The 25,272-nt window shown below is 37.3% G+C and carries 29 protein-coding genes; 11 read left to right on the top strand and 18 right to left on the bottom strand.

The window, feature by feature from the left end; genetic code table 11:
* Positions 1 to 125: 125 nt before the first annotated feature.
* The 4 genes from ACWATA_RS11975 to ACWATA_RS11960 all read right to left on the bottom strand — a co-directional run bounded on the left by ACWATA_RS11975 (position 126) and on the right by ACWATA_RS11960 (position 3,794).
* Positions 126 to 1,343 (bottom strand): MFS transporter, encoded by a 1,218-nt coding sequence (locus ACWATA_RS11975; protein WP_048019268.1) that lies wholly within the window; start codon positions 1,341 to 1,343, stop codon positions 126 to 128.
* Positions 1,343 to 1,882: an NADPH-dependent FMN reductase gene (locus tag ACWATA_RS11970; RefSeq protein WP_473049867.1), complete on the bottom strand. Its 540-nt coding sequence runs from the start codon at positions 1,880 to 1,882 to the stop codon at positions 1,343 to 1,345. Before ACWATA_RS11970 ends, ACWATA_RS11975 begins: the two co-directional genes overlap by 1 nt.
* A 139-nt stretch (positions 1,883 to 2,021) precedes the next feature.
* On the bottom strand, positions 2,022 to 2,660 hold the full coding sequence (locus ACWATA_RS11965; protein WP_033579092.1) for a response regulator: 639 nt from the start codon (positions 2,658 to 2,660) through the stop codon (positions 2,022 to 2,024).
* Between the two features lie 15 nt (positions 2,661 to 2,675).
* Positions 2,676 to 3,794, bottom strand: coding sequence for a GAF domain-containing sensor histidine kinase (locus tag ACWATA_RS11960; RefSeq protein ID WP_473049866.1), 1,119 nt, complete (start codon positions 3,792 to 3,794; stop codon positions 2,676 to 2,678).
* 336 nt (positions 3,795 to 4,130) lie between these two features.
* Between ACWATA_RS11960 and ACWATA_RS11955 the strand changes: the two genes are divergently transcribed.
* Complete coding sequence (locus ACWATA_RS11955) at positions 4,131 to 4,469, top strand: hypothetical protein (protein ID WP_013057201.1); 339 nt, start codon at positions 4,131 to 4,133, stop codon at positions 4,467 to 4,469.
* A 95-nt stretch (positions 4,470 to 4,564) separates the two neighbouring features.
* Positions 4,565 to 4,849, top strand: a complete 285-nt coding sequence (locus ACWATA_RS11950; protein ID WP_014459932.1) for a hypothetical protein — start codon at positions 4,565 to 4,567, stop codon at positions 4,847 to 4,849.
* Positions 4,850 to 4,893: 44 nt separating this feature from the next.
* Here the strand turns inward: ACWATA_RS11950 and ACWATA_RS11945 are convergent, their stop codons facing one another.
* Positions 4,894 to 5,451 (bottom strand): helix-turn-helix domain-containing protein, encoded by a 558-nt coding sequence (locus ACWATA_RS11945; RefSeq protein ID WP_028413197.1) that lies wholly within the window; start codon positions 5,449 to 5,451, stop codon positions 4,894 to 4,896.
* A gap of 85 nt (positions 5,452 to 5,536) precedes the next feature.
* Between ACWATA_RS11945 and ACWATA_RS11940 the strand changes: the two genes are divergently transcribed.
* Positions 5,537 to 6,514: a DMT family transporter gene (locus ACWATA_RS11940; RefSeq protein WP_473049865.1), complete on the top strand. Its 978-nt coding sequence runs from the start codon at positions 5,537 to 5,539 to the stop codon at positions 6,512 to 6,514.
* Between the two features lie 46 nt (positions 6,515 to 6,560).
* On the opposite strand, the gene ACWATA_RS11935 is transcribed toward ACWATA_RS11940, so the two are convergent.
* Positions 6,561 to 7,349 carry a DUF4240 domain-containing protein gene (locus ACWATA_RS11935; RefSeq protein WP_047750885.1) on the bottom strand — a complete coding sequence of 263 codons (789 nt, stop codon included), beginning with the start codon at positions 7,347 to 7,349 and terminating at the stop codon, positions 6,561 to 6,563.
* A 295-nt stretch (positions 7,350 to 7,644) separates the two neighbouring features.
* Here ACWATA_RS11935 and ACWATA_RS11930 point away from each other — a divergent pair, with 295 nt between their 5' ends.
* Positions 7,645 to 8,073 (top strand): GNAT family N-acetyltransferase, encoded by a 429-nt coding sequence (locus tag ACWATA_RS11930; protein ID WP_048019263.1) that lies wholly within the window; start codon positions 7,645 to 7,647, stop codon positions 8,071 to 8,073.
* 67 nt (positions 8,074 to 8,140) lie between these two features.
* Here ACWATA_RS11930 and ilvD read toward each other — a convergent pair whose 3' ends face one another.
* Positions 8,141 to 9,817 (bottom strand): dihydroxy-acid dehydratase, encoded by a 1,677-nt coding sequence (ilvD, locus tag ACWATA_RS11925; protein ID WP_013083330.1) that lies wholly within the window; start codon positions 9,815 to 9,817, stop codon positions 8,141 to 8,143.
* Positions 9,818 to 10,042: 225 nt separating this feature from the next.
* Between ilvD and ACWATA_RS11920 the strand changes: the two genes are divergently transcribed.
* Complete coding sequence (locus ACWATA_RS11920; protein WP_049164806.1) at positions 10,043 to 10,987, top strand: alpha/beta hydrolase; 945 nt, start codon at positions 10,043 to 10,045, stop codon at positions 10,985 to 10,987.
* Positions 10,988 to 11,005: 18 nt separating this feature from the next.
* On the opposite strand, the gene ACWATA_RS11915 is transcribed toward ACWATA_RS11920, so the two are convergent.
* The 7 genes from ACWATA_RS11915 to ACWATA_RS11885 all read right to left on the bottom strand — a co-directional run bounded on the left by ACWATA_RS11915 (position 11,006) and on the right by ACWATA_RS11885 (position 16,010).
* Positions 11,006 to 11,932 (bottom strand): manganese-dependent inorganic pyrophosphatase, encoded by a 927-nt coding sequence (locus tag ACWATA_RS11915; protein ID WP_014459925.1) that lies wholly within the window; start codon positions 11,930 to 11,932, stop codon positions 11,006 to 11,008.
* 255 nt (positions 11,933 to 12,187) lie between these two features.
* Positions 12,188 to 12,646: a hypothetical protein gene (locus ACWATA_RS11910; protein ID WP_034266457.1), complete on the bottom strand. Its 459-nt coding sequence runs from the start codon at positions 12,644 to 12,646 to the stop codon at positions 12,188 to 12,190.
* Positions 12,647 to 12,750: 104 nt separating this feature from the next.
* On the bottom strand, positions 12,751 to 13,032 hold the full coding sequence (locus tag ACWATA_RS11905; RefSeq protein ID WP_028413191.1) for a hypothetical protein: 282 nt from the start codon (positions 13,030 to 13,032) through the stop codon (positions 12,751 to 12,753).
* 137 nt (positions 13,033 to 13,169) lie between these two features.
* Positions 13,170 to 13,397 (bottom strand): hypothetical protein, encoded by a 228-nt coding sequence (locus ACWATA_RS11900; protein ID WP_028413190.1) that lies wholly within the window; start codon positions 13,395 to 13,397, stop codon positions 13,170 to 13,172.
* Between the two features lie 226 nt (positions 13,398 to 13,623).
* Positions 13,624 to 14,697, bottom strand: a complete 1,074-nt coding sequence (locus tag ACWATA_RS11895; RefSeq protein ID WP_028413189.1) for a branched-chain amino acid aminotransferase — start codon at positions 14,695 to 14,697, stop codon at positions 13,624 to 13,626.
* Between the two features lie 219 nt (positions 14,698 to 14,916).
* Entirely contained in the window at positions 14,917 to 15,402 is a 486-nt protein-coding gene (locus tag ACWATA_RS11890) for a hypothetical protein (RefSeq protein ID WP_249886966.1), read from the bottom strand.
* Between the two features lie 20 nt (positions 15,403 to 15,422).
* Positions 15,423 to 16,010, bottom strand: a complete 588-nt coding sequence (locus tag ACWATA_RS11885) for a lysophospholipid acyltransferase family protein (RefSeq protein ID WP_249886965.1) — start codon at positions 16,008 to 16,010, stop codon at positions 15,423 to 15,425.
* Between the two features lie 271 nt (positions 16,011 to 16,281).
* On the opposite strand from ACWATA_RS11885, the gene ACWATA_RS11880 reads away from it, so the two are divergent.
* The 3 genes from ACWATA_RS11880 to uraH are packed head-to-tail and all read left to right on the top strand — an operon-like array spanning position 16,282 to position 18,497.
* On the top strand, positions 16,282 to 17,604 hold the full coding sequence (locus tag ACWATA_RS11880; protein ID WP_367032200.1) for a nucleobase:cation symporter-2 family protein: 1,323 nt from the start codon (positions 16,282 to 16,284) through the stop codon (positions 17,602 to 17,604).
* A 12-nt stretch (positions 17,605 to 17,616) separates the two neighbouring features.
* Positions 17,617 to 18,144, top strand: coding sequence for a 2-oxo-4-hydroxy-4-carboxy-5-ureidoimidazoline decarboxylase (gene uraD / locus ACWATA_RS11875; protein ID WP_028413185.1), 528 nt, complete (start codon positions 17,617 to 17,619; stop codon positions 18,142 to 18,144).
* Entirely contained in the window at positions 18,141 to 18,497 is a 357-nt protein-coding gene (gene uraH / locus ACWATA_RS11870) for a hydroxyisourate hydrolase (protein WP_033579098.1), read from the top strand. The genes uraD and uraH overlap by 4 nt, the downstream gene beginning before the upstream one ends.
* Before the next feature lie 34 nt (positions 18,498 to 18,531).
* On the opposite strand, the gene ACWATA_RS11865 is transcribed toward uraH, so the two are convergent.
* Positions 18,532 to 19,032, bottom strand: coding sequence for a GNAT family N-acetyltransferase (locus tag ACWATA_RS11865; RefSeq protein WP_033579099.1), 501 nt, complete (start codon positions 19,030 to 19,032; stop codon positions 18,532 to 18,534).
* A 417-nt stretch (positions 19,033 to 19,449) separates the two neighbouring features.
* On the opposite strand from ACWATA_RS11865, the gene ACWATA_RS11860 reads away from it, so the two are divergent.
* From ACWATA_RS11860 to ACWATA_RS11850, 3 genes are all read left to right on the top strand, one after another.
* Positions 19,450 to 19,944, top strand: a complete 495-nt coding sequence (locus ACWATA_RS11860) for a hypothetical protein (protein ID WP_033579100.1) — start codon at positions 19,450 to 19,452, stop codon at positions 19,942 to 19,944.
* Between the two features lie 411 nt (positions 19,945 to 20,355).
* Positions 20,356 to 21,285, top strand: a complete 930-nt coding sequence (locus ACWATA_RS11855) for a PD-(D/E)XK nuclease family protein (protein ID WP_473049864.1) — start codon at positions 20,356 to 20,358, stop codon at positions 21,283 to 21,285.
* A gap of 156 nt (positions 21,286 to 21,441) precedes the next feature.
* The gene (locus ACWATA_RS11850; RefSeq protein ID WP_154991275.1) at positions 21,442 to 22,725 is read left to right on the top strand and encodes an Nramp family divalent metal transporter; all 1,284 of its coding nucleotides are present in this window, start codon (positions 21,442 to 21,444) and stop codon (positions 22,723 to 22,725) included.
* Between the two features lie 94 nt (positions 22,726 to 22,819).
* On the opposite strand, the gene ACWATA_RS11845 is transcribed toward ACWATA_RS11850, so the two are convergent.
* The 3 genes from ACWATA_RS11845 to ACWATA_RS11835 form a co-directional block, all read right to left on the bottom strand.
* Positions 22,820 to 23,329 carry a hypothetical protein gene (locus tag ACWATA_RS11845; RefSeq protein ID WP_154991274.1) on the bottom strand — a complete coding sequence of 170 codons (510 nt, stop codon included), beginning with the start codon at positions 23,327 to 23,329 and terminating at the stop codon, positions 22,820 to 22,822.
* Between the two features lie 184 nt (positions 23,330 to 23,513).
* Positions 23,514 to 24,137 carry a hypothetical protein gene (locus tag ACWATA_RS11840; RefSeq protein WP_154991273.1) on the bottom strand — a complete coding sequence of 208 codons (624 nt, stop codon included), beginning with the start codon at positions 24,135 to 24,137 and terminating at the stop codon, positions 23,514 to 23,516.
* A gap of 204 nt (positions 24,138 to 24,341) precedes the next feature.
* Positions 24,342 to 25,130 carry an HAD family hydrolase gene (locus ACWATA_RS11835; protein WP_154991272.1) on the bottom strand — a complete coding sequence of 263 codons (789 nt, stop codon included), beginning with the start codon at positions 25,128 to 25,130 and terminating at the stop codon, positions 24,342 to 24,344.
* Positions 25,131 to 25,272 lie beyond the last annotated feature (142 nt).

The raw sequence follows: 25,272 nt of genomic DNA, 5'->3' as shown, positions 1-25,272 counted from the left end.
CAATCTTCCAATCGCATAACAGTCAATGCTGTTGCTGTTTAATTTCTATTCAGAACAAATAATGTTCAACGTCATAAACGTTGAACATTATTTGTCAATTCTTCTATTATAACATGCAACAGACATTATAAAACACTCTTAAGCAGTGCAGACTGTTTTCGTTGTTTTCTTTTGTAGAGCGTCCAGCCTGCCACAGCGGATGATAATAAAAGCAGGCTAAGTCCTAAAAAAGCCAGTCCTATACGATCATTAGCCGTAACGTACGTAAAGAAGAAAATCAATAAAATACGAATCCCTAACGTGATAAAGCGAAAACAGCTGTCGACTCTTCCCACGATAATATTCGGTATTTTTTGCATCATAAACGTATTTCGAGCTACTCTTGTACCTGCATTTGCAAAAGCAAGAAGAAATACAATAGAAAAGTAAACGGGCAGAAGCTTCATAAAGAAGATGATCGATATTCCAAGTGCAAAAAGGCTTATATTCAGCATAATAGCTAGCTCAGTGCCTGTTCTTTTCATAATAGATACGATCAATATCCCTGCGGTTAATGCTCCGAAACCATATACAGCACTTTCAATCCCGTATGCTGCTGGACTTGCGTTTAATTCTTGAGTCAGATAAATAGGAAACAAATAGTTCGTCATCATCACAGCAATGAAAGGCATAAAAGAAAGCAGTAAAAAAAGAGATACCGAGCGATTTTCTTTTATGAATGCTAATCCCTCTTTCATCGCAGTGTGTTTTTTATCGCTTCGTTCACTGCTTTGTTTATATGGAATACTCAATAGAAAAAGGAATGCAGCTATGTACGTAGCTGCATCTACTGTTAAAATCCATTGAAGCGACCAACGGGTAATGACTAGACTCGCTGCAGCCCCTGCAAGCATACTCGATAGCTGGCCTTGTATTTCCATAATACTGTTTAATGATTGAAACACATCTTTTGAAAAAACTTCTTGATTTAATGCAAAAATCGTTGGATAAAAAAACGTGTAGTAAAGGTTTCCGGTTCCGTACAAAATGATGTAGTGAATGGTTGAATAGTCTGTCATAAAACCAACGATAACAAATAGCATGACCGTGATAAAACCTATCAATTCTACGGTTAACAACATTTTCTTTCGTGACATTCGATCAATAAGAACACCTATATACGGAGTAGCCACAAAGCTAATCACCGTCATAATCAGCATAATCGTGCCAAATAGTTTATTTCCATCTGGAGATGCAACTAACAGTAAAGGAATGGCAAGCATCGTAATACCGGAACCAATAGAGGATAAAACATTCGCAGCAACTACGGCTTGAAAGCGACGGTCCTTATAAAGCGCCTTCATCAAACATTTTGCTTAGCTTCTAAAATTTGCTTAGACACTTGTGTATACAGAGTCAGCTCATTAACTAATTCATGAATTCCGTCAGCGGCGTTTTTTCGTAAAGTTCCTTTTTCCACGATGTCTGCAAGGTCTAATACCAACTGCTTAGATAGAACATTCGCATACAAAGCGCGTGTAACGGTTCTAAGGTTGTTTAAAGCATTGATACCTCCTTTTCCTCCTCCTGATACGGCTACAAGTGCGACGGGCTTATGTGCAAAATACGCACTGTTTAAAAAGTCAAACGCGTTTTTTAATGCTCCGCTCATAGCGCCGTGGTACTCAGGCGTCGCAAGTAAGATACCATCCGCTTTTTCTATTGCTTCAGTCAGCACTTTCACTTCTTCTATTTCATACTGATGAGGTTCACCGGTGAATATAGGAAGTGATAATTGACTTAAATCTAGAAAAGAACTTTGATAGCTTTTGTGAAGTTCTCTCGTTACTTGTGTTGTTCGGCCTGTTTCTCTAGGACTTCCGTTAATAATAAGTATATTCATATTTATCTACCCCTCTGTCGTTTGGTTATATGTATAGTATAGGGATGATTGAACTTTTTTTCGTCATGCTATTGATAGAAAGAAAGCTACCAATATAGACTGAGGTGAACAGAGAAAAACCTACAACTAAAGTCGTAGGTTAGGAAATTCCATGCTGAACAGCATATAGAGCAGCTTGCGTGCGGTCTTGAACCCCAAGCTTCGATAAAATATTAGACACATGTGTTTTTACTGTTTTTTCTGTAATATGTAAGGCAGCACCAATTTCTTTGTTGCTTTTGCCTTTTGCAATTTCTTTTAATACGTCTTTTTCTCGTTTTGTTAAGTGATCAATAAAATTGACTTTCTTTTCGCTGCTTTTGGTTAACCGTGTTAGCAAGTGCGTAGTGACTTTGGGATGAAGCTGATTTTCTCCGTTCATTAGCTTTCGAATAGCCGCTACAAGTTCATCTGGATCGCTTTCTTTTAGCTGATAGCCTGAAGCTCCTGCTTCTAATGCCGGTATCACGTGATCTTGATCTGAAAAGCTTGTTAGAATCATGACTTGTATATGCGGTGCTTGTTTTTTTAGTTCTTTTGTTGCTTCGATTCCATCGAGAACCGGCATCGATAAATCCATTAACACAATATGAGGCTCTAGAGATGTCGCTAACTTTATAGCTTCTTCCCCGTTAGAAGCTTCTCCTACAACTTCTAAATCAGGCTGCGTTTGTAAGAAAAAGACAAGTCCTTTTCGGACGACATGGTGATCATCTGCGATTAAAATCTTTATTTTCATGTGCGCTCCTTTCCGTTATGAAAGAGGAATAGATACTTCCACAACCGTTCCGTTTCCTATGCTGCTTGTAACAGATAGTTTTCCATTTAATCTTTTTATTCGCTCGTGCATAGTTTTTAGCCCAAGCGTCGGCAATTCTGCTGAAGGGCTATACATAAATCCATTGCCGCTATCCCAGACTTTCATAATTACTTGGTCTTTGCTTATATTTACGTTTAGATGTACCTCTGCCGTACCCGCATGCTTTCGGCAATTATTAAAAGCTTCTTGTCCGACTCTCCACAGTGTCTCTTCAATTACAGCAGGCAAAACGGACACTCCTTTAATTTGTTCTTTTACGTTAAGCCCTAGCATTTGACCATAGCTTTTTAACGCACTGACAATGCCGTTTTCTAATCCTTGAGGACGAAGCTGCCAAATTAAAGCTTTCATTTCCACTTGAGCATGCTGAGCGGTTTCTTGGATTAAGGAAAAAGTCTCTTTTAACTGCACATCTTTTGCTAAGCTGCTTCCGGCTTTGGCTGTGACATTAATTGAAAACAACAGCTGATTAACAGAATCGTGAAGGTCTTTTGCCAGCCTGTTTCTTTCTTCAATAAGTTTTACTTCCTGCTGAGATTGAGTCAGCTTAATCCGCTTGATAGCCGTGCCAATTTGAAGAGCGACGGATCCTAATAAATCAAGCTCTCGCTGTTCAAAATGAATTTTATGAGGGGCAGCTACATTTAATAATCCAAAGCGTTCATCCCCTGCTTGTAAAGGAACCGTTGCATGATGAGTAATGTCATGTGTATCTCCCCACTCATGAATGACGGAATCTTCAAGTCTCTTACACTCCATAATATTAGACGCTTTTTGAAGCCGGCCATCCATGTACCGATCAACACACCAGCAGCTTCCGTTACACATAGGCTGAGCGGTTTTATTTAGTAAAGCCGGCGGCAAATGCTGAGCGGCAATCATCTCATGTTTTCCATTTTCGTCAATAAAAAAGATCCATCCTGTTTGTAAATCTGTTATTTGCAGCAGTTTTAAAAGAGCATCGTGAAGCATTGTATGTAAATTAGTGCCTTCATTTAAAATCTCGGCAATGTCTTTTAAAATCTTAAGCTCTGAAATATGATCTTTTTCCATAGCCTCTCTCCTATATGATGTATTTTCCATTTTTTATTTTATCACAATTAAAGATGATTCCGACTCATAGGACTTTATTTTTAAGGTGTTTTTGCTTAGGTATGTAAGAGTTTTTGACACCAATAATGAAAAATTCAAAAAGTATGTCAGGTAGTTTAACAATTAGCTAGAGTCTTTACGTAAAACGAACTATACTACAGATAATTCACGTAAGAACAGAAAAAATGAAGGGAAATGAGAAGAAAAAAATATTAAAATTAATCCATTGAAAACGCTTCCAAATATGAAGGCATAGTGCTATTATATAATTATTAACAGAATAGGGATGTGAGAAAGATGAATAAATTATTTTTAGAAGAGTTACGATACATTATCTTGTGTGAAGTGCCTATGACAAAGTACCGAGTAGAGCAGCTTCAAGACAAATTTGATCAAAGCCCATACTTAATTAATGAACTTTATCAACTCCTATTCGAAAAGCGTCACATTTTAGCTTTTGTTGATGATATCGAATCATCCCTGTATGACTATATTGTAAATAAAGAAATGATGGATGCTAAAACGTATTACGGAGCTATTGCACATGTAGCAAATCTCTTCGGCGAAACGCCTACATATATAAAATGCAAAATAAAAAAATATAGACAGTCTTCGATTTCAAGTATCAGCGCCTAAAAGGTGCGCACAGCTGATTCAAATAAAAAGCAAAAAAGAAATCCTAGCACAAGGGTTTCTTTTTTGTACCACTAACATATAGGGAGGAAAATAAGATGAAGACATTTTTTATCACAAATCGCTATTCGTTTCTCGAAAAGCAAGTAGATGAATACATGCAATCTTTACTGGTGAAAACGCCTGAGCAAGTTATTTTATATTTCGAAAGACAAATTCGAAAGTATAAAGGGTACTTACAGAAGAAACATCATTATCCAGAGTGTATGGTTCAATCCATCCACCGTTTGATTGAAGAATATTCCTTAATTATCATTAGAGTAAAAAAATATATTAGCTATCAAAACAAGCTGATGAATAAACAGCTATTAGAGCCGCAGTAAAACGAATCATTTTTTATGGTTCGTTTTACTGCGGCTCTGCCGTTTTACTCCTCATATTTTAGCAGTAAATGCAGAACAGCGGGACGTTCTTCAAGATTTTTGTATGAGTGTACATGACTTCCTTCAAATTTTATAGAGTCAAATTGTTTTAGCTCGTATAGCTCTTCTTCTATTTTCATTTCGATTCTTCCTTCCATTACCGTTGCTACTTCAATTAATCCTTTGTGATGCGGTTCAGGACGGTATGTAGCGAGAGGCGCAAGAAAGGCTCGGTACATTTCAATCGTCGAATCCATTTGGTTTTGAAACATAAATTCAATTTTCCACGCTTCATCTGGCCCTTTGAGAGAAAATCCTTCTCCGCACTTAGATAGGGATACTGAAGGCTCCACTGATACTAATTTGGTTAAAGGAATATTTAAACCTGTGGTTATTTTCCACATCACCCCTAAAGTGGGATTGGTCTCTCCTCTTTCAATTTTTCCTAATGTAAGTTTACTGACTCCTGTCTTTTCAGCTAGTTCATCCAGAGTCAAATGATTTTGCACCCTGATTTTTCGTAATTCACTGCCTACTTTTCTAATCATCTCTTCTGTGTGCATTTCTTCCTTCCTTTCTTTTGTATATTATGATAAACTTTTTTAAGTAATTAACATATTATAATATATTTAATAAGGAGGGTAAACAATGAAAGCAATAATATGGGGACTATTATCTTCCATGTTCTTTTCGGCTACGTTTATTGTTAACCGAGCAATGAATGTATCTGGAACGAGTTGGGCATGGACTGCATCCCTCCGCTTTTTATTCGCTATTCCTATTTTACTCATTTTAGTGCTGCTGCAAAAGAAATTTATGCCTCTATGGCAGGAAATGAAAAAACACCCTTGGGCTTGGCTTGGCTGGGGAACACTTGCAGGAGTAGGTTTTTATTCTCTCTTAAGTTTCTCCTCCCTTTTTGGACCATCTTGGCTGGTGGCGGGAACGTGGCAAGTGACTATTTTAGCAGGAGCTCTTCTTTCGCCCTTGTTTTTTATAAAGGTTCAAACTGCGGAAGGATATAAAAAAGTGAGAGGGAAAATCCCGCTAAAAACGCTTAGTGTTTCAGCGTTTATTTTAGTAGGCGTTATTCTTATGCAGGTGAAAGAAGCAGAAAATATTACGCCTATGCAGTTTATCTTAGGGTTTCTACCTGTGGTTGTCGCTGCTTTTTTATACCCGCTTGGAAATCGTAAAATGATGGAAATATGCAGCGGGAAGCTCGATACGTTTCAACGCGTTTTAGGAATGGCATTAGCAAGTATTCCGTTAAGTATTATTTACGCCATATACGGCTTCTTTACTACAGGTATCCCAAGTTCTCCCCAATTTTCTCAAGCCTTTATCTTAGCAATGAGTTCAGGTGTAATTGCTACGATGACGTTCTTTTACGCAACAGACTTGGCAAAAGAAAATTTAGGTTTGCTTGGAGCGGTTGAAGCAACTCAATCAGGCAGCATGATTTTTACCGTGCTTGGCGAAGTGTTTTTATTAAATGGACGTATGCCAACAGGGATTGCGTTAGCTGGTATGACGATAATCGTAATTGGAATGATTATGAACAGTATGCTAAACAAAAAAACAAAACTGTCTTCGGCCCCTCCGTCGCGTACTCTATCAAAATAAAAAAAGAGGAGATGAAAATCTGTTTAAAGGTTTCCATCTCCTCTTTTTAATATTCGAGATGATTGTTCCAATAGCGGCTCCAAAGCACAGGGAATCGCATCTGTAAACCATCCTCATCATCTTCATCCCAATCAAGATCCAAATCTTGCTCATCGTACCACACTGGATCAAACTGGTCATATTTATCATAATAATAGTCGTTATCTAAACCTGTCTTTTCTTCGTAAGCTTCACACGCTACAGAAAGTAATTCTTCTAATTGAGGAGCATAGCCTTCTGCTTCTAATGGTTTAAGTACAGAAATCATCGTCTCAGGAGATTCAATCGCTTTATAATATATGTCTTTTCCCTGATATAAAAGCCACGCTCTAAAATAATCAAAACAATCATCTGAACAACCGCCCATTACAATATAAGCTGCTGCCCACAATGAAGAAGTATAGGATTGATCAAAATGCTGATTTAGTAGCTGATCAAAGCGAAAAATGTCCTTTTCAGAACGCTTCGCTAGCGTGGAGCGGAGCCATTCCATTTGCTCATCGACATCTAATTTTGTCTTCGCCTTTTTTATCAATTCCCAAAAGAGAGACTCTGACATCGTGCTGTCTTTCATTACTTGCATCGAACAAGTTAAAGGCTTATATCCTTTCTTCAATTTTGCACGAATCAGCTTTTCAGCTTCTGCTTCACAAGCTTCTGCGGAAGCAAACTCTTTCACTTGCATGCGACCGGCTGTATCAACTTTTCCAAAGTGAATGATTAACTTGCTGTCTCTTCTTTCAACTTTCCAAAATTTATTCGATTGCTCATCTTTATACACTAAGGTTATTTGCATGATACATTCCCCTTTTTCATCCCACTACTATTGTGAATAGTTCTCTTTTTACAATTTATGTAGATTCACAGCGCTTCATAATCCATTTTCTTTGCTTTTTTAACATGTTTCAGTTGATCTTACTATTGTTGAGGTCGTTTAAACAGTGAGTAATGACCACAAATTTGTGTAAAATGTTTATTGGTTGCTTTTTGTTGCATTTACAACATTTTATTTTTCCTTTATACTCTTTTTATATCACGTATTTTTATTATACAAAAAAGAAGCCTAAATTCGTAGAAAAGGAAGGATTTTAATGAAAATTGAGCATGTTACAACAAAAGAGCAGCTTGAAGAAGTATTCCGTATACGTAAAACAGTGTTTGTTGAAGAACAAGGCGTGCCCTTGAAAGATGAATTTGATGAGCATGAAGAAAAGGCAAAACATATGTTGATTTATTATAACAACGAACCAGCTGCTTCTGGTAGATTCCGCATAGTAGACGATTACGCCAAAATAGAGCGAATATGCGTATTAAAGGAATTTAGAAAATACGGGCTCGGAAAAGAAGTGGTGACCAGCTTAGAAGAAGCAGCGAAAAAAGAAGGCTTAACTCAATCTAAGCTTCACGGTCAAGTTCAAGCTGAACCTTTTTATCATAAATTAGGGTATAAGACTGCTTCTGATGTCTTTATGGAAGACGGTATTCCACACGTTATTATGAAAAAAGAGTTTACGTGTTAAAAAGGCTTCTTTGCACAGTTGCTTTAGTAAAGAAAAAGGCTCTCCGTAGAGAGCCTTTTTTGTGCTATTAGATTTTCATAATTCCGCCTGTGCTTGCAGAAGTTACAAGTTTAGAATATCTTGCAAGATAGCCTTTTTTCACTTTTGGCTCAAAGCCTTTCCAGTTTGCTTTTCGTTCTGCCCAAACATCTGGAGAAACTTGAACATTCATTGAACGATCTTCAATGTCAATCACGATGTGGTCGCCATCTTCGACAAATGCTAGCGGTCCGCCTTCAGCAGCTTCTGGAGATGCGTGGCCGATTGATAATCCACGTGAAGCGCCAGAGAAGCGTCCGTCTGTTAATAGTGCTACTTTTGCACCTAGTCCCATTCCCATAATTTGAGAAGTTGGAGCTAACATTTCAGGCATTCCCGGTCCGCCTTTTGGTCCTTCATAACGAATGACTACGACATGTCCTTCTTTTACTTTTCCGTTAGCAATACCATGCAGCGCCTCGTCTTGAGACTCAAATACAATTGCTGGTCCTTCGTGGCGAGTAATGCCGTCTTGAACACCGCCTGTTTTAATGATCGCGCCGTCTGGAGCTAAGTTACCAAACAATACAGCAAGTCCGCCTTTTTCTGTGAACGGCTTATCGATTGGATGAATAACGTTATAATCTTTTACATCGCATCCTGCAATGTTTTCGCCTAGCGTTTTTCCAGTAACCGTCATCGTATCTAAATGAAGAGCTCCTTCTTTTTTAGATAGCTCGTTTAAAGCAGCCGATACGCCTCCTGCTTCATGTAAGTCTTCAATAAATACATCCGAAGCCGGAGCGAGTTTTGCCAAGTGAGGCACGCGTTCCGCTACTTCATTAATGCGTTCTAACGGATAATCAATTTCAGCTTCATTCGCAAGAGCTAGCGTATGAAGAACTGTATTTGTAGAACCACCTAACGCCATGTCTAAAGCAAATGCGTTGTCGATTGCTTTTTCTGTTACGATATCACGTGGTTTTAAATCTAATTTAATTAATTCCATAAGTTGTTTAGCTGATTTTTTAACAAATTCTCTACGTTCAGGAGCAACTGCTAAGATTGTACCATTTCCAGGTAAAGCAAGTCCTAACGCTTCAGCTAAGCAGTTCATTGAGTTCGCTGTAAACATTCCTGAACAAGATCCGCATGTCGGACAGCCAAATTGTTCTAATTCAAGTAATCCTTTATCATCAAGTTTACCAGCTTGATGAGCTCCTACGCCTTCAAATACTGAAGAAAGAGAAATCTTACGGCCGTCGCTCGTTACGCCAGCCTTCATTGGTCCGCCGCTAACAAAAACTGTCGGAATATTCAGACGTAACGAAGCCATTAACATCCCAGGCGTGATTTTATCACAGTTTGGAATACATACCATTCCATCAAACCAGTGAGCAGATACTACCGTTTCAACTGAGTCAGCAATGATTTCACGACTTGGTAATGAATAACGCATACCGATATGTCCCATCGCAATACCGTCATCTACACCGATAGTGTTCATTTCAAAAGGTACGCCACCAGCTTCGCGAATCGCATCTTTTACGATTTTACCAAACTCCTGTAAGTGAACATGACCTGGTACAATATCAATATATGAATTGACAACCGCAATAAACGGTTTGCCGAAATCCTCTTCTTTTACACCAGCTGCACGCAGTAGGCTGCGGTGTGGTGCTCTGTCGAATCCTTTTTTGATCATGTTACTTCTTAATTCTGCCACAATAATTCCCTCCGTATTCATCTAACCTATTAAAAACTAAATCTTTTTAAATTGTTTAATAATTTTTAATATAAATACTAATTTAACAAATCACACAAAGGTTTGTAAAGGTTTATGACAAAATAATCATTTTTTATTTTAAAATAGTAAAATCACCTGCATAAATTAGTATAATATATACATATATCCCTTATTTTACAGGAAAACAGAAGGTGGATGCTGAGCATGAAACAATCCTTTTATTACAGAGGTCATCAAGAAAAAGAAATATTTGCACAAAAATGGAATGTTGAAAACCATTCTGCAAAAGGCGTTGTCCAAATAGCCCATGGGATGGCCGAACATATTGGACGCTACGAGTACTTTGCTAATGTATTAACGCAACATGGATATATCGTATATGGGAATGATCACCGAGGTCACGGTCAAACAGCTTTAAAAGATGAAGACAAGCGTTTTTTTGCTGAAGAAAATGGTTTTGATACAGTAGTCTACGACATGATTGCTCTGACTAAGCACATTTCGACGGAACACTCCGACCTACCGATCTTTCTTTTCGGTCACAGCATGGGGTCTTTTCTAACGAGAAGATATATTCAATTGGATACAGAGCACATTCATGGTGTGATACTCTCAGGTACTGGCAGCATTCCTTCCCTTTCACTGCAGGGCGGTATATTAGCTGCGCAAATAGAGATAAAGAGAAAAGGGTTACGATCTCCTAGCCCTTTGCTTGATAAGCTCTCTTTTGGACAATACAATAAATCATTTCATCCTGCTCGGACACCTTTTGATTGGTTAAGTCAAGATAATGAAGCTGTAGATTTATATGTAAATGACCCTTATTGCGGTGGGGTTTTCACAGCGGGGTTTTTCTATGACTTACTAACAGGAATCAAACAAATCTCTAACTTAGCTAATATAAAGTTAGTTCCATCAAGCCTGCCTATTTATTTGGTATCTGGAGAATATGATCCAGTAGGCAACTATACAAAAGGCGTAGTCAAAGTATATAACGACTTTAAAAAGGCAGGATTACAGGATGTAAGTTACCGTTTTTTTAAAGAGTGCCGTCATGAATTGCTGAATGAATTAAATAAAGATGAAGTGATAGAAGATATACTAAATTGGCTTAACGTGCAAATAGACAAAAAAACGGTTCGTGTGTAGACACGAACCGTTTTTTTATTAAGCAAATACAGATGTTAATACAGGTACTACTTGTTTTTTACGTGATACAACGCCTTCTAAGACAGCTGTATTGTTTTCAAGCGTTACATTGTATGCTTCTTCTACTTTTGAAGCAGCAGAACCTAATGCTAATGCAGTAGAGTTGCTGTTTAAAATATCTGTAACAACTAAAAGGAATAATTGTAATCCTTTTTCTTCGATTGTTTTAGTAATCGCTTCTTCCAATTCAACTTTGCGCACTAAAACGTCGTTTACGTCAATTGCATTCACTTGTGCAATTTCAACTTTGCTTGTGCCCATGCTGAATTCTTTAGCATCTAATGAAATTAATTGTGAAGCTGTTTTATCGCCTAAGTCAGCTCCAGCTTTTAGCATTGCTAATCCGTACTCTTCTGCATCTACGCCTGCAATTTCCGCTAATTCTTTAGCAGCTGCAACGTCTTGGTCTGTGCAAGTTGGTGATTTGAATAATAAAGAATCAGAAATGATAGCTGATAGCATAAGACCTGCGATGTTAGGTTCGATTTCTACGCCGTTTTCTTTATACATCTTGTTTAAGATCGTTGCCGTACATCCAACTGGCTCTGCACGATAGTATAAAGGATCTGCTGTTTCGAAGTTAGCAATACGGTGATGATCAATTACTTCAAGCACACGAACTTGATCAATATCGTTTGCACTTTGCTGGCGTTCGTTGTGGTCCACTAAAATAACTTCATTTGTTTCTTTAGATACTTCATCAACGAAACGTGGTAGTTCAGCGTTGAACTTTTCAAGAGCGAATTGCGTTTCACCGTTAATATCGCCTAATCGAATTGGTTCAGCGTCTACACCTAATTTATTCTTTAAATCAGCGTATGCAATTGCAGAACAGATTGTATCTGTGTCAGGATTTTTATGTCCAAAAATTAACGTCTTTGCCATCTTAAATCTCTCTCCTTCTTACGTATGTAAATAGCATTCTTGCGTAAAGTTAGTTAATTCGTTCACGCAACATTGCCATTTTAACATAAACTTTTACATTTTTTTAATTTTTTTGCGAAAAATGATGTTCATCCGCAGATATTTTGCCATTTTGTATCTTTTTCACAGTAAAAACACCTCTATTTCCGATATAAATAGAGGGTTTTATACGTTCATTATATAAAAGTTAACGATAAAACACAACCTGTCTCTCTATCACTTGATAGATAACTTAAACGCAGTATCTTGCCACTTTTGATAAAGAAAAAGTAGAACAGCAATAACCATCATTAGTACAAATAATAAAAAATGATTCATTCCCTTCAGTGTATAAATGTCTAGTTTTTCAAAGATAGGACTCATGACAAATGCCTGAAATAAATCGAACGCTGCATTGATAATCATAAACATCCAAAAGCCAGGATAGGTAAAATAAAAAATAAAAAGCGTTCCTATTATAAATATGCCAAAAGGAAAAGGCGTCATATTAACAAAGAAAAAAAGAGTTTCATTGACTTCCCACCAGTTAAAGCGATCTGCAATTTGAAAAACCACGGTTAACAATACCACTCCGAATAGCGATACAGCCATATACCGCTTTACTCGCTCTTTATCAACTGCAAAAAGCAATAGCCAAGGACCGATAAAAAGCACCCACATTACGATTTGCGCCATGAGCTTTCCACCTTTCACTTTCAAAAAGAGAATATATATTATTCTGTCCTTATTTATGTAAAATAACCAAGAAAAGCACCCTTGTTAAAGGATGCTTTTCTTGGTTATCGTCGCAGTGTAAAGTTGAAATGTTCATTTACTATAGCTCCTAGCTCTTCAAGAAACTGCTGAGCAGTCATTTCCTCTACGCTTTGGGTATACCAAGCAAGCTGAGATTTTTTATGAACATTGTTGTAATATACATCTCTTGACCAATATGTTTTTGATCGGTATGTATAATTAAAGTGAATGAATAGTTCACTCCCGTCTGGACACTGCAACAACACGCGGTAATGTGGATTACGACGATTTTTATCTAAACTCATTTCTTTAATCTGCGCTAACATTATTCACCTCTAAAGCCATTACTTAATCATTTAAAGGTAAATGCCACACCACGCTATATCCTAGCTCTGCCATCAACTAGAAAATCATATATTTTCTAAAATTCTACACGATATAGGACAAAAGAGGAAGAGATAATTTATTGGTGGACGTGTAAAGTTTCATATAAATCTTTTAGCTGCTCAGGGTATTGAGACCTTACGTAATAACCTGTAGGACGGTGCTCGATTAAATGAGAAGCAAATAAGTAGCCGATGAGCACGTGCATTTGTTCATCTGAGGTTTCTTGGTTTAATTCCCATTCGAGTCGTTCAGCTAAGTGTGAAGCCAGCTGTTTAATTTTTTCATCATGTGATAAAAAGAGCATTTTGTTCTCCCCCTTATATAACGAATAAGTAATGCTGTGAATTTCAATAAAGACAACGTATTGCTTTTATAAGGATAATTATATTTTATTTTACAATTAAAGTATATAAATAGTTCTAAATATTCAAAAAATAACTTATTTCTTTTGGACTATTCGATAGCAAACAAAAAAAGAAGCGGGAGCTGTCCCGCTTCTTTTACGTAAAAAGATATTCGATTACCGAAATTTATTCTACTTCCACTGCCCAGCCGAATGGATCTTCCACTGTACCATTTTGAATACCTGTTAGAGTGTCATACAGTTTTTGTGATACTTCTCCTGTGTTTCCACCGTTGATGACCATTTTCTCGTTATTCCAAAATAGCTCGCCAATCGGAGAAATAACTGCAGCTGTACCTGTTCCAAATGCCTCTTCTAGTTTGCCTTCCGAATAAGCTTGCTTAATTTCTTCCATAGAAATACGGCGCTCAGTTACAGGCATATCCCAGTGTTTTAGCAGCTCAATGATGGATTTACGCGTAATTCCTTCTAAAATGCTTCCGTTCACAGATGGCGTTACTACTTCTCCATCAATTTTGAAGAAAATATTCATGCTTCCTACTTCTTCAATGTACTTGCGTTCAACTCCGTCTAACCACAGTACTTGTGAATAGCCTTTTGAGTCAGAAAGCTGCTGAGCTTTTAAGCTTGAAGCATAGTTTCCGCCTGTTTTAGCAGTCCCTGTCCCTCCGGCTACAGCACGAACAAATTCGCTTTCAACCGCAATTTTTACAGGAGCAATTCCTTCTTTATAATATGAGCCAACTGGAGATAGAATAATGATAAATTGGTAGCGGTCAGATGGCGCTACTCCTAAGTAAGGCTCTGTCGCGATGACAAATGGACGAATGTATAGTGATGTACCTTCAGCAGTAGGAATCCATTCGCGGTCAATTTTAATCAGCTGTTTTAACGCTTCTAATGCTAAGTCTTCGTCAACATGAGGAATACAAAGACGATCGTTTGATTTATTTAAACGTTTGAAATTCTCATCTGGTCTAAATAATAATACTTGCTCTTTTTTTGTTACATATGCTTTTAGTCCTTCAAAAACAGACTGCCCGTAATGAAAGATCATAGATGCCGGATCTAATGTGATAGGTTGATAAGGTACAATACGAGCATCGTGCCAGCCTTGGCCTTCTGTATAATCCATAATGAACATATGGTCCGTGAAGATTTTCCCGAATTGCAATTGATCAGATTGCGGCTTTTCTTTTTTTGTTTGACTTAGTGTCACATCGATTGAATAAGTTGTCATAGTTGTTTCTCCTTGCTCTTTATATTTACGGGTTTTTCGCTTAAACCTCTATATAAGTTACATTGTACAACTTTAGGGAAGCGTGTCACAATAGTTAGAGACGAAAAATTCTAAAAATTTTATAAAAATTATAAAGAAATAGCACCTAATCGAATTAAGTGCTGAATTGAAAAGGTTTTCTTTCTAAAAAAACTATTTCTACATTTTATTTACAACCATTTATAAACCAATTTTCACTCGAAGCTTTTCATCTTGTATTGAAAATTGTTTGATTTTCCCTACTGGAATGACCTTTATTTTATCAATTTCATTGAGATTGATATGAATTTGTTTTTCTTCATACGTAGTAACAGGCGGCTTATGAAAAATTCGATAGTTGATCCAATTTTGATTAAGAGGTTTCATTTCATGGATTTTGAATACAAGCGTACGTTCTTTTGCTTCAAGAGGTTCTAGCACAATAGAAAATGGAATTCTCACCAGAAATTTTTTAATAATTCCATTCACGTGAATATAGGAGTCTTGAAATGAAATAGAAAATTGCTGAATTTGATCTTGCTTTGTCATTTGCTTTTGAAAAATCCGCATGAGCATAGAAGCGGATATAGGAACGGTTACACCGCTTTCAGCCATCTTTTCTTTCATTTTTGCCTGCACATCATCACTAATCACATCGTTTAGCTTTCTCTGTACCCAATCCTTCATGATGCACCTCCGCTATGAAGTTATGTTTCTGTTTCCTCTAACGCACGAATCGAAGCTGTTAAGTGATTTGACACGTCGGCGAGCCGATCTTTTGTCAGCTTTCCTTCAGCAAGATAGAAGGGCTTCCCAAAGGAAATAACAACGGGCTCCTTTGAAAATATCTCTTTTACATTTGCGGGTCCTTTGTAAACTGCGGGTACAATAGGAACCTTTGCCATACTTGCTATAGTGACTGCTCCTCTTTTTAAGGGAACGTCTTCCTCTGTTCGCGTGCCGCTAGGGAAAATCCCGACGATATGTCCTTGTTTTGCCAATTTAATAGGTGTTTTAATGCTGCTGGGTCCCGGGTTGTTACGATCTACTGGGAATGCGTTAAGTTTTTTTAATACATTACTAGTGAGTATATGATTAAAAAGCTCCTTTTTTGCCATAAAATGAATTTGGTGAGGCAAAATAGCCGCACCAAGCGCTACGACGTCTACCCATCCTTTATGCGAACAAGCGATCACAAAGCCTGTATCCGCTGGCAAATACTCTCTGTTCCTTACCCGAAACTTCCCCCTTCTTTTTAATAAAAATTTACATGTGTGAGCCGCAATATTATACATAAGTGTTTCCTCTTCTCTCTATTAGTTGAAAATATATACAAAAATTATATCACTTGATATTAAGAGTTGGTACTAAAAAAAGGAATGTAACATCTTTTTACACGGTAGCTTACCTACTTCTCTATATATTGTAAAAAAGGAGATATTGAAACCTCTGTTTTTGGTCAACTTGACTAATGACATCCCTTAAAAAACATTTTACTATTAATGTATCATTCTAAATGTAATATTTATTAACATTACATGTGATATAATTAAAGGAGGTTTTTAGGTGAATAACCAAAATCGACCGTTTCGACTAGCTTCATTGGGATTACAGCACGTACTCGCTATGTATGCGGGTGCCATTCTCGTCCCGCTGATGGTAGGACGCGCATTAAATTTAAATGCACATGACTTAGCCTATCTCGTAGCCATTGATTTACTGACCTGCGGACTAGCTACGCTGCTGCAGGCTTGGACGAACAAGTGGTTTGGGATTGGTCTTCCTGTTGTACTTGGAAGTTCATTTGTAGCGGTGACTCCTATGATTGCGATTGGAACTCAATATGGAATTAGTGCTGTTTACGGAGCGATTATTGCCGGTGGTATTTTCATCGTACTGGCAGCAAGTTTTTTAGGCAAAATTATTAAATTTTTTCCTCCAGTTGTCACAGGAACGGTTGTGACGATGATTGGTTTATCACTTATACCATCCGCTGTCCGAAATATGGCAGGAGGAGTAGGAAGTAAAGATTTTGGTTCTCTTTCTAATCTTCTTCTATCTTTTGGTGTTCTAGCGCTTATTTTAATTTTAAATCGATTTTTCAGCGGTTTCCTTCGTTCTCTTTCTGTGTTGATTGGAATTGTAGCCGGAACAATAGCCGCTGTATTAATGGGAAAAGTTAATTTCACTAACTTTAATGAAGCTTCTTGGCTGCACATTCCCACTCCTTTTTATTTTGGGATGCCCACTTTTGAAATTGGACCGATTTTAACGATGATTCTCGTATGCTTGGTCATTATTATTGAGTCTACAGGCGTATTTTTAGCGTTAGGAAAACTGTGTGATCGGGAATTAACTGAAAAAGATTTTACAAAAGGCTACCGCGCCGAAGGAATCGCCATTGTTCTTGGAGGGCTATTTAATGCTTTTCCTTACAATACATTCGCTCAGAATGTAGGACTGGTTCAATTATCGAAAGTAAAAACAAAAAATGTAGTGGTAGTAGCCGGCTTTATTCTCGTATTATTGGGACTTGTTCCTAAAATAGCTGCTTTTACAACCATTATTCCTACTCCTGTTTTAGGAGGAGCAATGGTCGTGTTGTTTGGTTTAGTTATTTCATCAGGCATCAAAATGCTAAGCGCTGTTGATTTGGCTAAACAAGAAAATTTGCTGATTATTGCGTGCTCTCTTTCGCTGGGTCTTGGTGTAACGGTGGTACCCGATTTATTCGCCCAGCTCCCAAATGCTTTGCGTGTGATTGTAAGTGATGGAGTTATTACTGGAAGTTTAGCTGCCATTTTATTAAATCTCTTTTTTAACGCATCGGTTGAACGAAAAGTACCTTCTGTCTCTTTAGAGAAAACAGATTATTCAGAAGTAAAGTAAAGGTGGTTTAGTATGAATAATGTATCTGTGCAGTATGTAAATCAGCTTAGCAAGCAGCATTTTGTCTCATTAGTTGGCGATATATTTGAACATTCACCTTGGGTTGCAGAAGAAGCTTATTCTAAGCGCCCTTTCTCTTCCGTTGAACAACTTCACGGAAAGATGAAAGAAATTGTAGCGCAAGCATCTGTAGAAAAACAGCTTAAGTTGCTGAAAGCTCATCCAAATCTAGGTGAAAATATCGCTATGACATCTGCTTCTACTGAAGAACAAACAAAAGCAGGCTTACAAAACTTAACACAAAATGAGTATGAACAGTTTTCTTCTCTTAATGGAATGTATATGGAAAAGTTTCCTTTCCCTTTTATTTTGGCAGTACGAGGTAAACAAAAAGAAGATATTTACGAGGCAATGCAAAGTCGCTTACAGAATACCAAACAAACGGAGTTTGCTACAGCGTTAGAAGAAGTATATAAAATTGCTTTCTTTCGTTTAACTGATAAAATTACTGAAGATAAGGAGACAAAGAAACGAGCATGACTAAAATTACAACGCATATTTTAGACCTCACTCACGGATGTCCGGCTGCTTTTGTCAAAGTTGATTTCTATCACATCCAGTCAGAAAGTAAACGAATAAAGCTTTCTCATGGTACTACAAATGAAGACGGAAGATTAGCAAACCCGCTCTTCTCTTCTGAAGCGTTTGAATCAGGAGATTATGAACTTTTGTTCCATATTGGGGAATACTATAAAAAACAAGAAGTCCAAACAACAAATCCCCCCTTTTTAAATCAAGTTTCTGTTCGAGTCGGATTGTCTTCTGAACAAGAACATTATCACATCCCTTTGCTTGTATCACCGTGGGGATACCAAATTTATAGAGGAAGTTAAAAAAGAAACGGCGTCTTTAAACGTCGTTTCTTTTTTAATTCAGCAATTTAGACATATAGTACTCATCAATAAACAAACCGCCAATTCGCAGGGAATGTTTTTTCGTTCCTTCAATTTCGAATCCTACTTTATGATATAAAGAAAGAGCCTTTTCATGCTGTACAGCGACTGTGAGCTCAAGACGGTGAATATGGTGTTCTCTTGCCCATTCCTCAAGCGCAGCGAATAAAGCCGTACCAATCCCTTGATTTTGAAACGTTTTTCGAATACCTAATGTCAGAGCAGCGATGTGAGCGTTTCGGTTAGCTTCACCCCCTGTTGCAGCTATATATCCCACAAGCATCTCGCTTTCTTCTGCTACAATAATCGTAGAGTTTGGCTGCTGCTTAAAGATTTCGATGTTTTTCTCCTGCTGATCCGTACTCAGCTTTCGCTCTCCGCTTTCGAACAGCATAAACTTACTTTCTTCTTCAATCTGTTTAAGCAAATCTACAAAGTTTGCAGCATCATGTAATTCTAGTTCTCTAATTTCCATGCTGATCCCCCTTTTTTTTGTGTCCCTTTTCTTTGTATATGTATTGGTTCACCTTTATAAAATATAACTTTACAGTTTCTTACGAAAAATACGACTTTTTAAGAAGTGGAAGTAGAACAAAAAACCTACTAATCTCCCTTTTTTTGAAATGCTTTTTTCCTCTGTATAATTTTAAATCACTTATCAACTTCTGTAAATTTTTTAGATTCCCTCTTTTAATTTCCATTTATCTTCCTTTTCTGCGGGGTTGATTTTGATCTAAGGGGATCTTTTATAGAAAACACATGACTATTATCCTGTTTTTTGTGAAGAAAGAAAGCAATAAATGTAATTTCACTTGTAATCGTTTAGAATAGAAAAAGTGGAAATTTTATGTACCTATCCTCCTTAATTATTGGTCTGTGAAAGGAAATTATTATGAAAGTACAACCCGCAAAATGTGGTGTATATGTCTTAAGCGGTCTAGGAGCTGTTACGGTGTTCTTCTTACTTTTACTTAAGAACAGTGCTTTCTTTCTAGAGGAAGAATACGACCAAAACAAACCTGAAGCTGCGCTTGCGGTGAGCGAACATACCTATCACCTTCACAAAGGTTCTATTAACTGGTCAAACGGCCGTTCAACAACAAAAAAAGAAATAAATGTATATGATTTATATACATACATATCGCAGCAAAAAAGTATCCCTTTAAAGCAGCAACAATTGGTTAAGCTCCATTTTTCCAACCTAGACGGCGCTTATATTCGCGGCGTGAGCGTGCATATATGGAAAAATAACGGTGAAAAAACCAAGCTGTTTGTCAAAAATAATGAATTTAAGATTCCTGAAAATCAAGGTTTTTACGTTGTAGATATCGTGATTAACTCTACAAGAGGAACAATGCAATATGCGGCAAATGTGCAAATACAGTAAGTTTGGCTGCAGTAAATAAAAGGGGCAGAAATTATAGAAGGGATCAAAAAGTTACCACAAAAAAAGAGAGCAATATGCTCTCTTTTTTATAAAATGAAAAAGACGTCCACGCAGGACGTCTTTGATGCGTTTGTGGCGGGGACCGTGTGACCACATTCACACGTTTAGCTCGAAAGCATGTCCTTCGACTTACACAAATTAGCTCATCGCTTTATTAATATAACATCTGCCATAGAAAAAAGCAACCAATTTTTAAATAGTTTTTTCTATTTATACATATTTCGCAAGAATCCACAAAATAATATGCATGCGTAGCTATTCACTCTCTACATTTTTAGTCTATTTTAACTCATATACGAATACACTAATAGACCAACCTATGCGCAGTTTTTGAAAAAGGATGTGAATAGCTTGTTTCAAATCACTGATTTCCCTGAATTTTCATGGTCCTATTCCAGGCATAAAATGATCACACAGTGCAAACGAAAGTATGCATATCATTATTATGTCTCACACAACGGATGGCTTGACAGCGCTTCTGCACAGTCTCAAAGCGCTTATCGTTTAAAAAAGATTTCTACTTTATCTATGTACGCAGGACAAGCCGTCCGTCAGGTGATTACAGAAGCCATTTCTGACTATACATCTACACAGATTGTCCCGGGTGAACAAAATTTAGTGAAGAAAGTACAGCAGCTACTAAATAACGCACTGCGTGATTCTACTGACTATGGAGAGCTTTGGTATCATAAGCCCGCTCAGTATAAGATGCTTTTAGAATTCTACGAAAACGGCTATATTTCTAAAAAAGATCTTAAAGACATGCAAAAGCGGGTACACATTTGTGTACATAACTTTTTACAAAGTAAATCGTTTTGCGACGTGGTGTCTTCACCTTCTTTAGAAGTAGATTCTCCTCAGTCGTTTCGTTCTATAAATGTGTATGACCATAAAGTATATGCGCCTTTTCATTCCCTTTTTAAAAATCCAGTCACAGACGAATTTACGATTGTTGATTGGAAAACAAGTAAACAAACAAAAGATGATTTGTTTCAACTGGCAATTTACGCTCTCTACGTGCTAGCTGAATATAATATTTCCGTTGATCAGATAAAAGTCCGAAACGAATACTTGCTTTCAGGCAGTGCGCGTACGTATCAGCTTACTCTTCACGAAATTGAAGCTGTTCTTCGGCAAATCGATACAAGCATTGACTATATGAAAACTTTTTTGGAACACTCAGAGGTAAATCAGCCTCTTCCGCTTGAGCATTTCCCTCAAGCAGATACGCCTTCCTCCTGTCACGGGTGTGCATTTAAAGAATTGTGCCAAACGGGATAAAAAACAGCTGAAGATGATTTATATTTTTTGCTAAACTTTTTTATTGTCAAAAGAACCTTTGCTAGCATATAATTTGCATTAAGGAAACATTTTATACTTCATTTAAAAAAATTAGCTTGGGCTATTTATTGTTCATCAAAGAAAGGAGCACTAGACATGAAAGATCAAAACGGCAGTAAAGCATTATCAGCTATGCAGCTAAGTGCTCAAGACGTATTGTCGGGTAAAACAAAAGGAATTAAGCGATTATTACCTTTCTTAGGGCCTGCCTTTATCGCAGCGGTTGCTTATATTGACCCAGGTAATTTTGCTACTAACATCGCAGCAGGCTCTCAATACGGATACATGTTGCTTTGGGTTGTATTAATTTCTAACTTAATGGCTGTCTTAATTCAATCGTTATCAGCTAAATTAGGTATTGCAACAGGCTTGAATTTACCCGAGATAGCACAGGAACACTTCCCGTCCTTCGTTTCTTTTGGGCTTTGGATCCAAGGGGAATTAGTCATTATGGCGACGGATTTAGCAGAATTTATTGGGGCTGCTCTTGGAATTTATTTATTATTTCATATTCCTTTGTTCCCAGCTGCACTCATCGCAGCGGTAGGTTCTTTTGCTATTTTAGAGTTACAAAGACGAGGTGTTCGACTGCTAGAAGCAGCGATTGCGGCAATGGTTTTTATTGTGGTATTAGCTTTTGGGACTCAAATGTTTCTTGCGCATCCAGACGGCGCAAGTGTTGTCCACGGCTTATTTGTCCCTCAGTTTCACGGGACAGACAGCGTGCTGTTAGCTTCTGGGATTTTAGGTGCTACAGTTATGCCGCACGCGATTTATTTGCACTCAGCTCTTACGCAGCGCCGCGTGGTAGGAACTACTGAAGCGGAGAAAAAAGCGATTTTCCGCTTTGAATTTATCGATATTGTGATTGCCATGATTATCGCTGGTGCAATTAATGCAAGCATGCTGATTGTCGCAGCCGCTCTATTCTTTAAAAACGGACTAAACGTGCAAGATTTGGACGTGGCTTTTACACAATTTGAACATTTAATTGGTCCTTTTGCAGCTATTGCGTTCGGTGTTGGATTATTATCTTCAGGACTTTCAAGTTCTTCGGTCGGAACAATGTCTGGAGATGTCATCATGCAAGGATTTATTAAACGCAGAATTCCTTTATATCTTCGTCGTTTCATTACAATTATTCCGCCGCTTTTGATTATCGGACTTGGCGTAAATCCAACAAGTGCACTAGTTGTCAGTCAAGTTATTTTATCGTTCGGAATTGCATTTGCGCTTGTACCTCTTATCATGTTTACAAGTAATAAAAAAATCATGGGCGGGTTGGTTAATCATAAAGCAACAACTACTGTAGCTTGGGTGATAGCTGCATTAGTCATTTGTTTAAATATCTTTTTGATTTATCAAACGTTAGCGCAGTAAAGCAAATAACTTAGCCAAATGGTGTTTTTAAAAAAAGAGACCTCAATTGTTAGGCGGTACCTAACCCTTTGAGGTCTCTTTTTTAGCATTTTTATTAGCCGATAGTAGAAATGAAATGGACAAGAGTTCCAATAATAGCCGACACCACTAAGCAAACCAGTGGATATAAATAAGTGTAGCTTTCTTTACGGATTGAAAGAATACGGTCAACAATAAAAATAAGAATGACGCCCATCATTCCAAATTCAAACATTAAAAATCCAAAAATACCATGAAATAAGAATGACATGATAAAATCAATTTTTTTACTGCGTTCTTTAACAAAAGCGCTGACTAATAAATCAACAATAACTGTGCCTAACGTCCCCATTATTAAAAAAAAGGGCGTAAAGAACAAAAGGTATAAAGGAAATAATTCGCTGAAATGCGAACTGTTTTTCTTTATAGTAAAATTGGGAATTGACTCTTTTATCCCTGGTATAAAACAAAAAAGCAAAGCGAAAAGAAAGGCAGCTATGATAGCCGCTGATAGTTTTCTATTTAAATGCATGTTTATTTTTTTATTACTGAATTCAGTATTTGTTTTTGTATGTTTATGATTCATATGTCTTTAACGTGATGTACGCACCTTTTCCTTTCTCGTAACTTTTTATCCACATTTTATGTCCAACTTTTGTTACCAGCACTTACAATGATACACGTTCTTTTTAAAATTGACTACATCAACACGTTTAATGTCTACTCTCTTTTTCTATAAAACAAAAGACAGGCGTTTTTTCTATATGTAATTAATACTCTTGTTTAGCTTCTTCAAACTTGAATACATCTGCTCGTTCTGATTGTTGTGTAATCAACAGGTTATACGTATGGTTGGCCTTTTTTGGAATTTTAAATGCAACATCGAGGTTAAGTGGTTCGTCGTCAGATAATGACGGTGATGAAAAAGCTGTCCACAAGGTGTGCGAGGTTTCTGTCGATAAATTCCCTCCATCAGACGGTTCGTAGATTTGATAAGTTGTTGTGTCTTGTAATGTAAACGTTGTGTCGTTTAATACTACAGTCGAATGTTCATTAGGTGTTCGCTGAAACTGAACGGATACGACAACGTACTGAGTGTTTACTTGTTTAGCTCCTTTAACAGGAAAAAATTGTGCATCCGTTGTGGAAACATAATATTGACCGTGTTTTGATCGTTCTCCAAACGCTAATCGATCATCGGTTTCATCTTCTGTCGCTACCCGGCTTACAGGCGCCATCGTTTCATCTGTTGCTGAAATGGTGTCTGCTCCAGGGGCATGTTTAGGTTGAGGATTTTTGTAAGTGACGTGCGTATCGCCTTGTTTGTCTTCACAAGCGGCGAGACTTGTGAACAAAACAGCCGCTACAAGGCTTCTGGTAACTATTTTATTCATGTTATTCCTCCAATGACTAGTCTATATACTATGCTACATGGTATTTATCTGGGAATCAAGGATAAGATTGGTTTACTATGCAGGAAGAAGAAAAAGTGACTGAAGTCAGTGAGATTTGGAACGGATATAGGACTTTCAGAGACTTTTGTACTTGTTTTTACAACAAAAAAAGAGACGATTTACGCCTCTTTTTGTTTGTTCGTATTACGAATTTAGTTCATCTAAAATTGAATGCAGTTCACTTAAATGGGTAATTTCATAAGTAGGAATGACTTCATTTCGCTCTTTATCGTGACGATTAATCCATACAGATTTCATTCCAACGCGAGAAGAACCCAGTATATCTGTCATTAAATTATCTCCAACCATGATCGCTTCATCTTTCTTTAAATCCATAAGTGATAAAGCATGGTCGAAAATAGATGGATCAGGCTTACCCCGGCCAAATGCCCCTGAAATCACAATCTCATCAAAATATGGAACTAGTTCTGATGTAATATCTAATTTGGTATTTTGTAAGTCAGGTGAACCGTTTGTTAACAGCAGCAGCTTGTACTTTCCTTTTAATTGATCAAGCACTTCAAACGTTTCTTCGTATACAAAAGGTGTTTTGCGGCGCTCTAATGGAAAACGTTCAGCTAATTCCGCTCCAAAAGCATCGTCGTGAATTCCTAGAGCACGAAGGCCTCGAGTCCAAGCTTCTTTTCGATAAGTAGGAACAATATCTTTCATTTTTCGGAATTGATCATGATCGTCTAAAAAATTTCCCCATAACCCTTCAAATGGATTAATGCCAATCATTTGCGTAAATTCATAGGTTTCATACGAAGCATATAATTCTCTTGCTTCCTTACGCACCGTTTCTTCTAGTTCTTCAGGTTTTAGATTATATTTTTCACTTGCATATGTACATGTTGCAACGAATGCTTCTTTTACGCTTTTTTGATCCCAAAGTAGCGTGTCATCTAGGTCGAAAAAAACCGCTTTAATCATGGATGTGTGTACCCCCTACTGTTTTTGAAAAAGTTTAACTATTCTTACACTAGATTACAAGGATACACACAATAAGTCTAGTGTATTTGCAATTTATTGTGTAAATTTATTTTTATAAAGGATCACCTTTACAAACAAATTT

It is taken from the genome of Priestia sp. USM5 (genome assembly GCF_058323215.1).
This window is presented reverse-complemented; position numbering and strand designations above follow the sequence as displayed.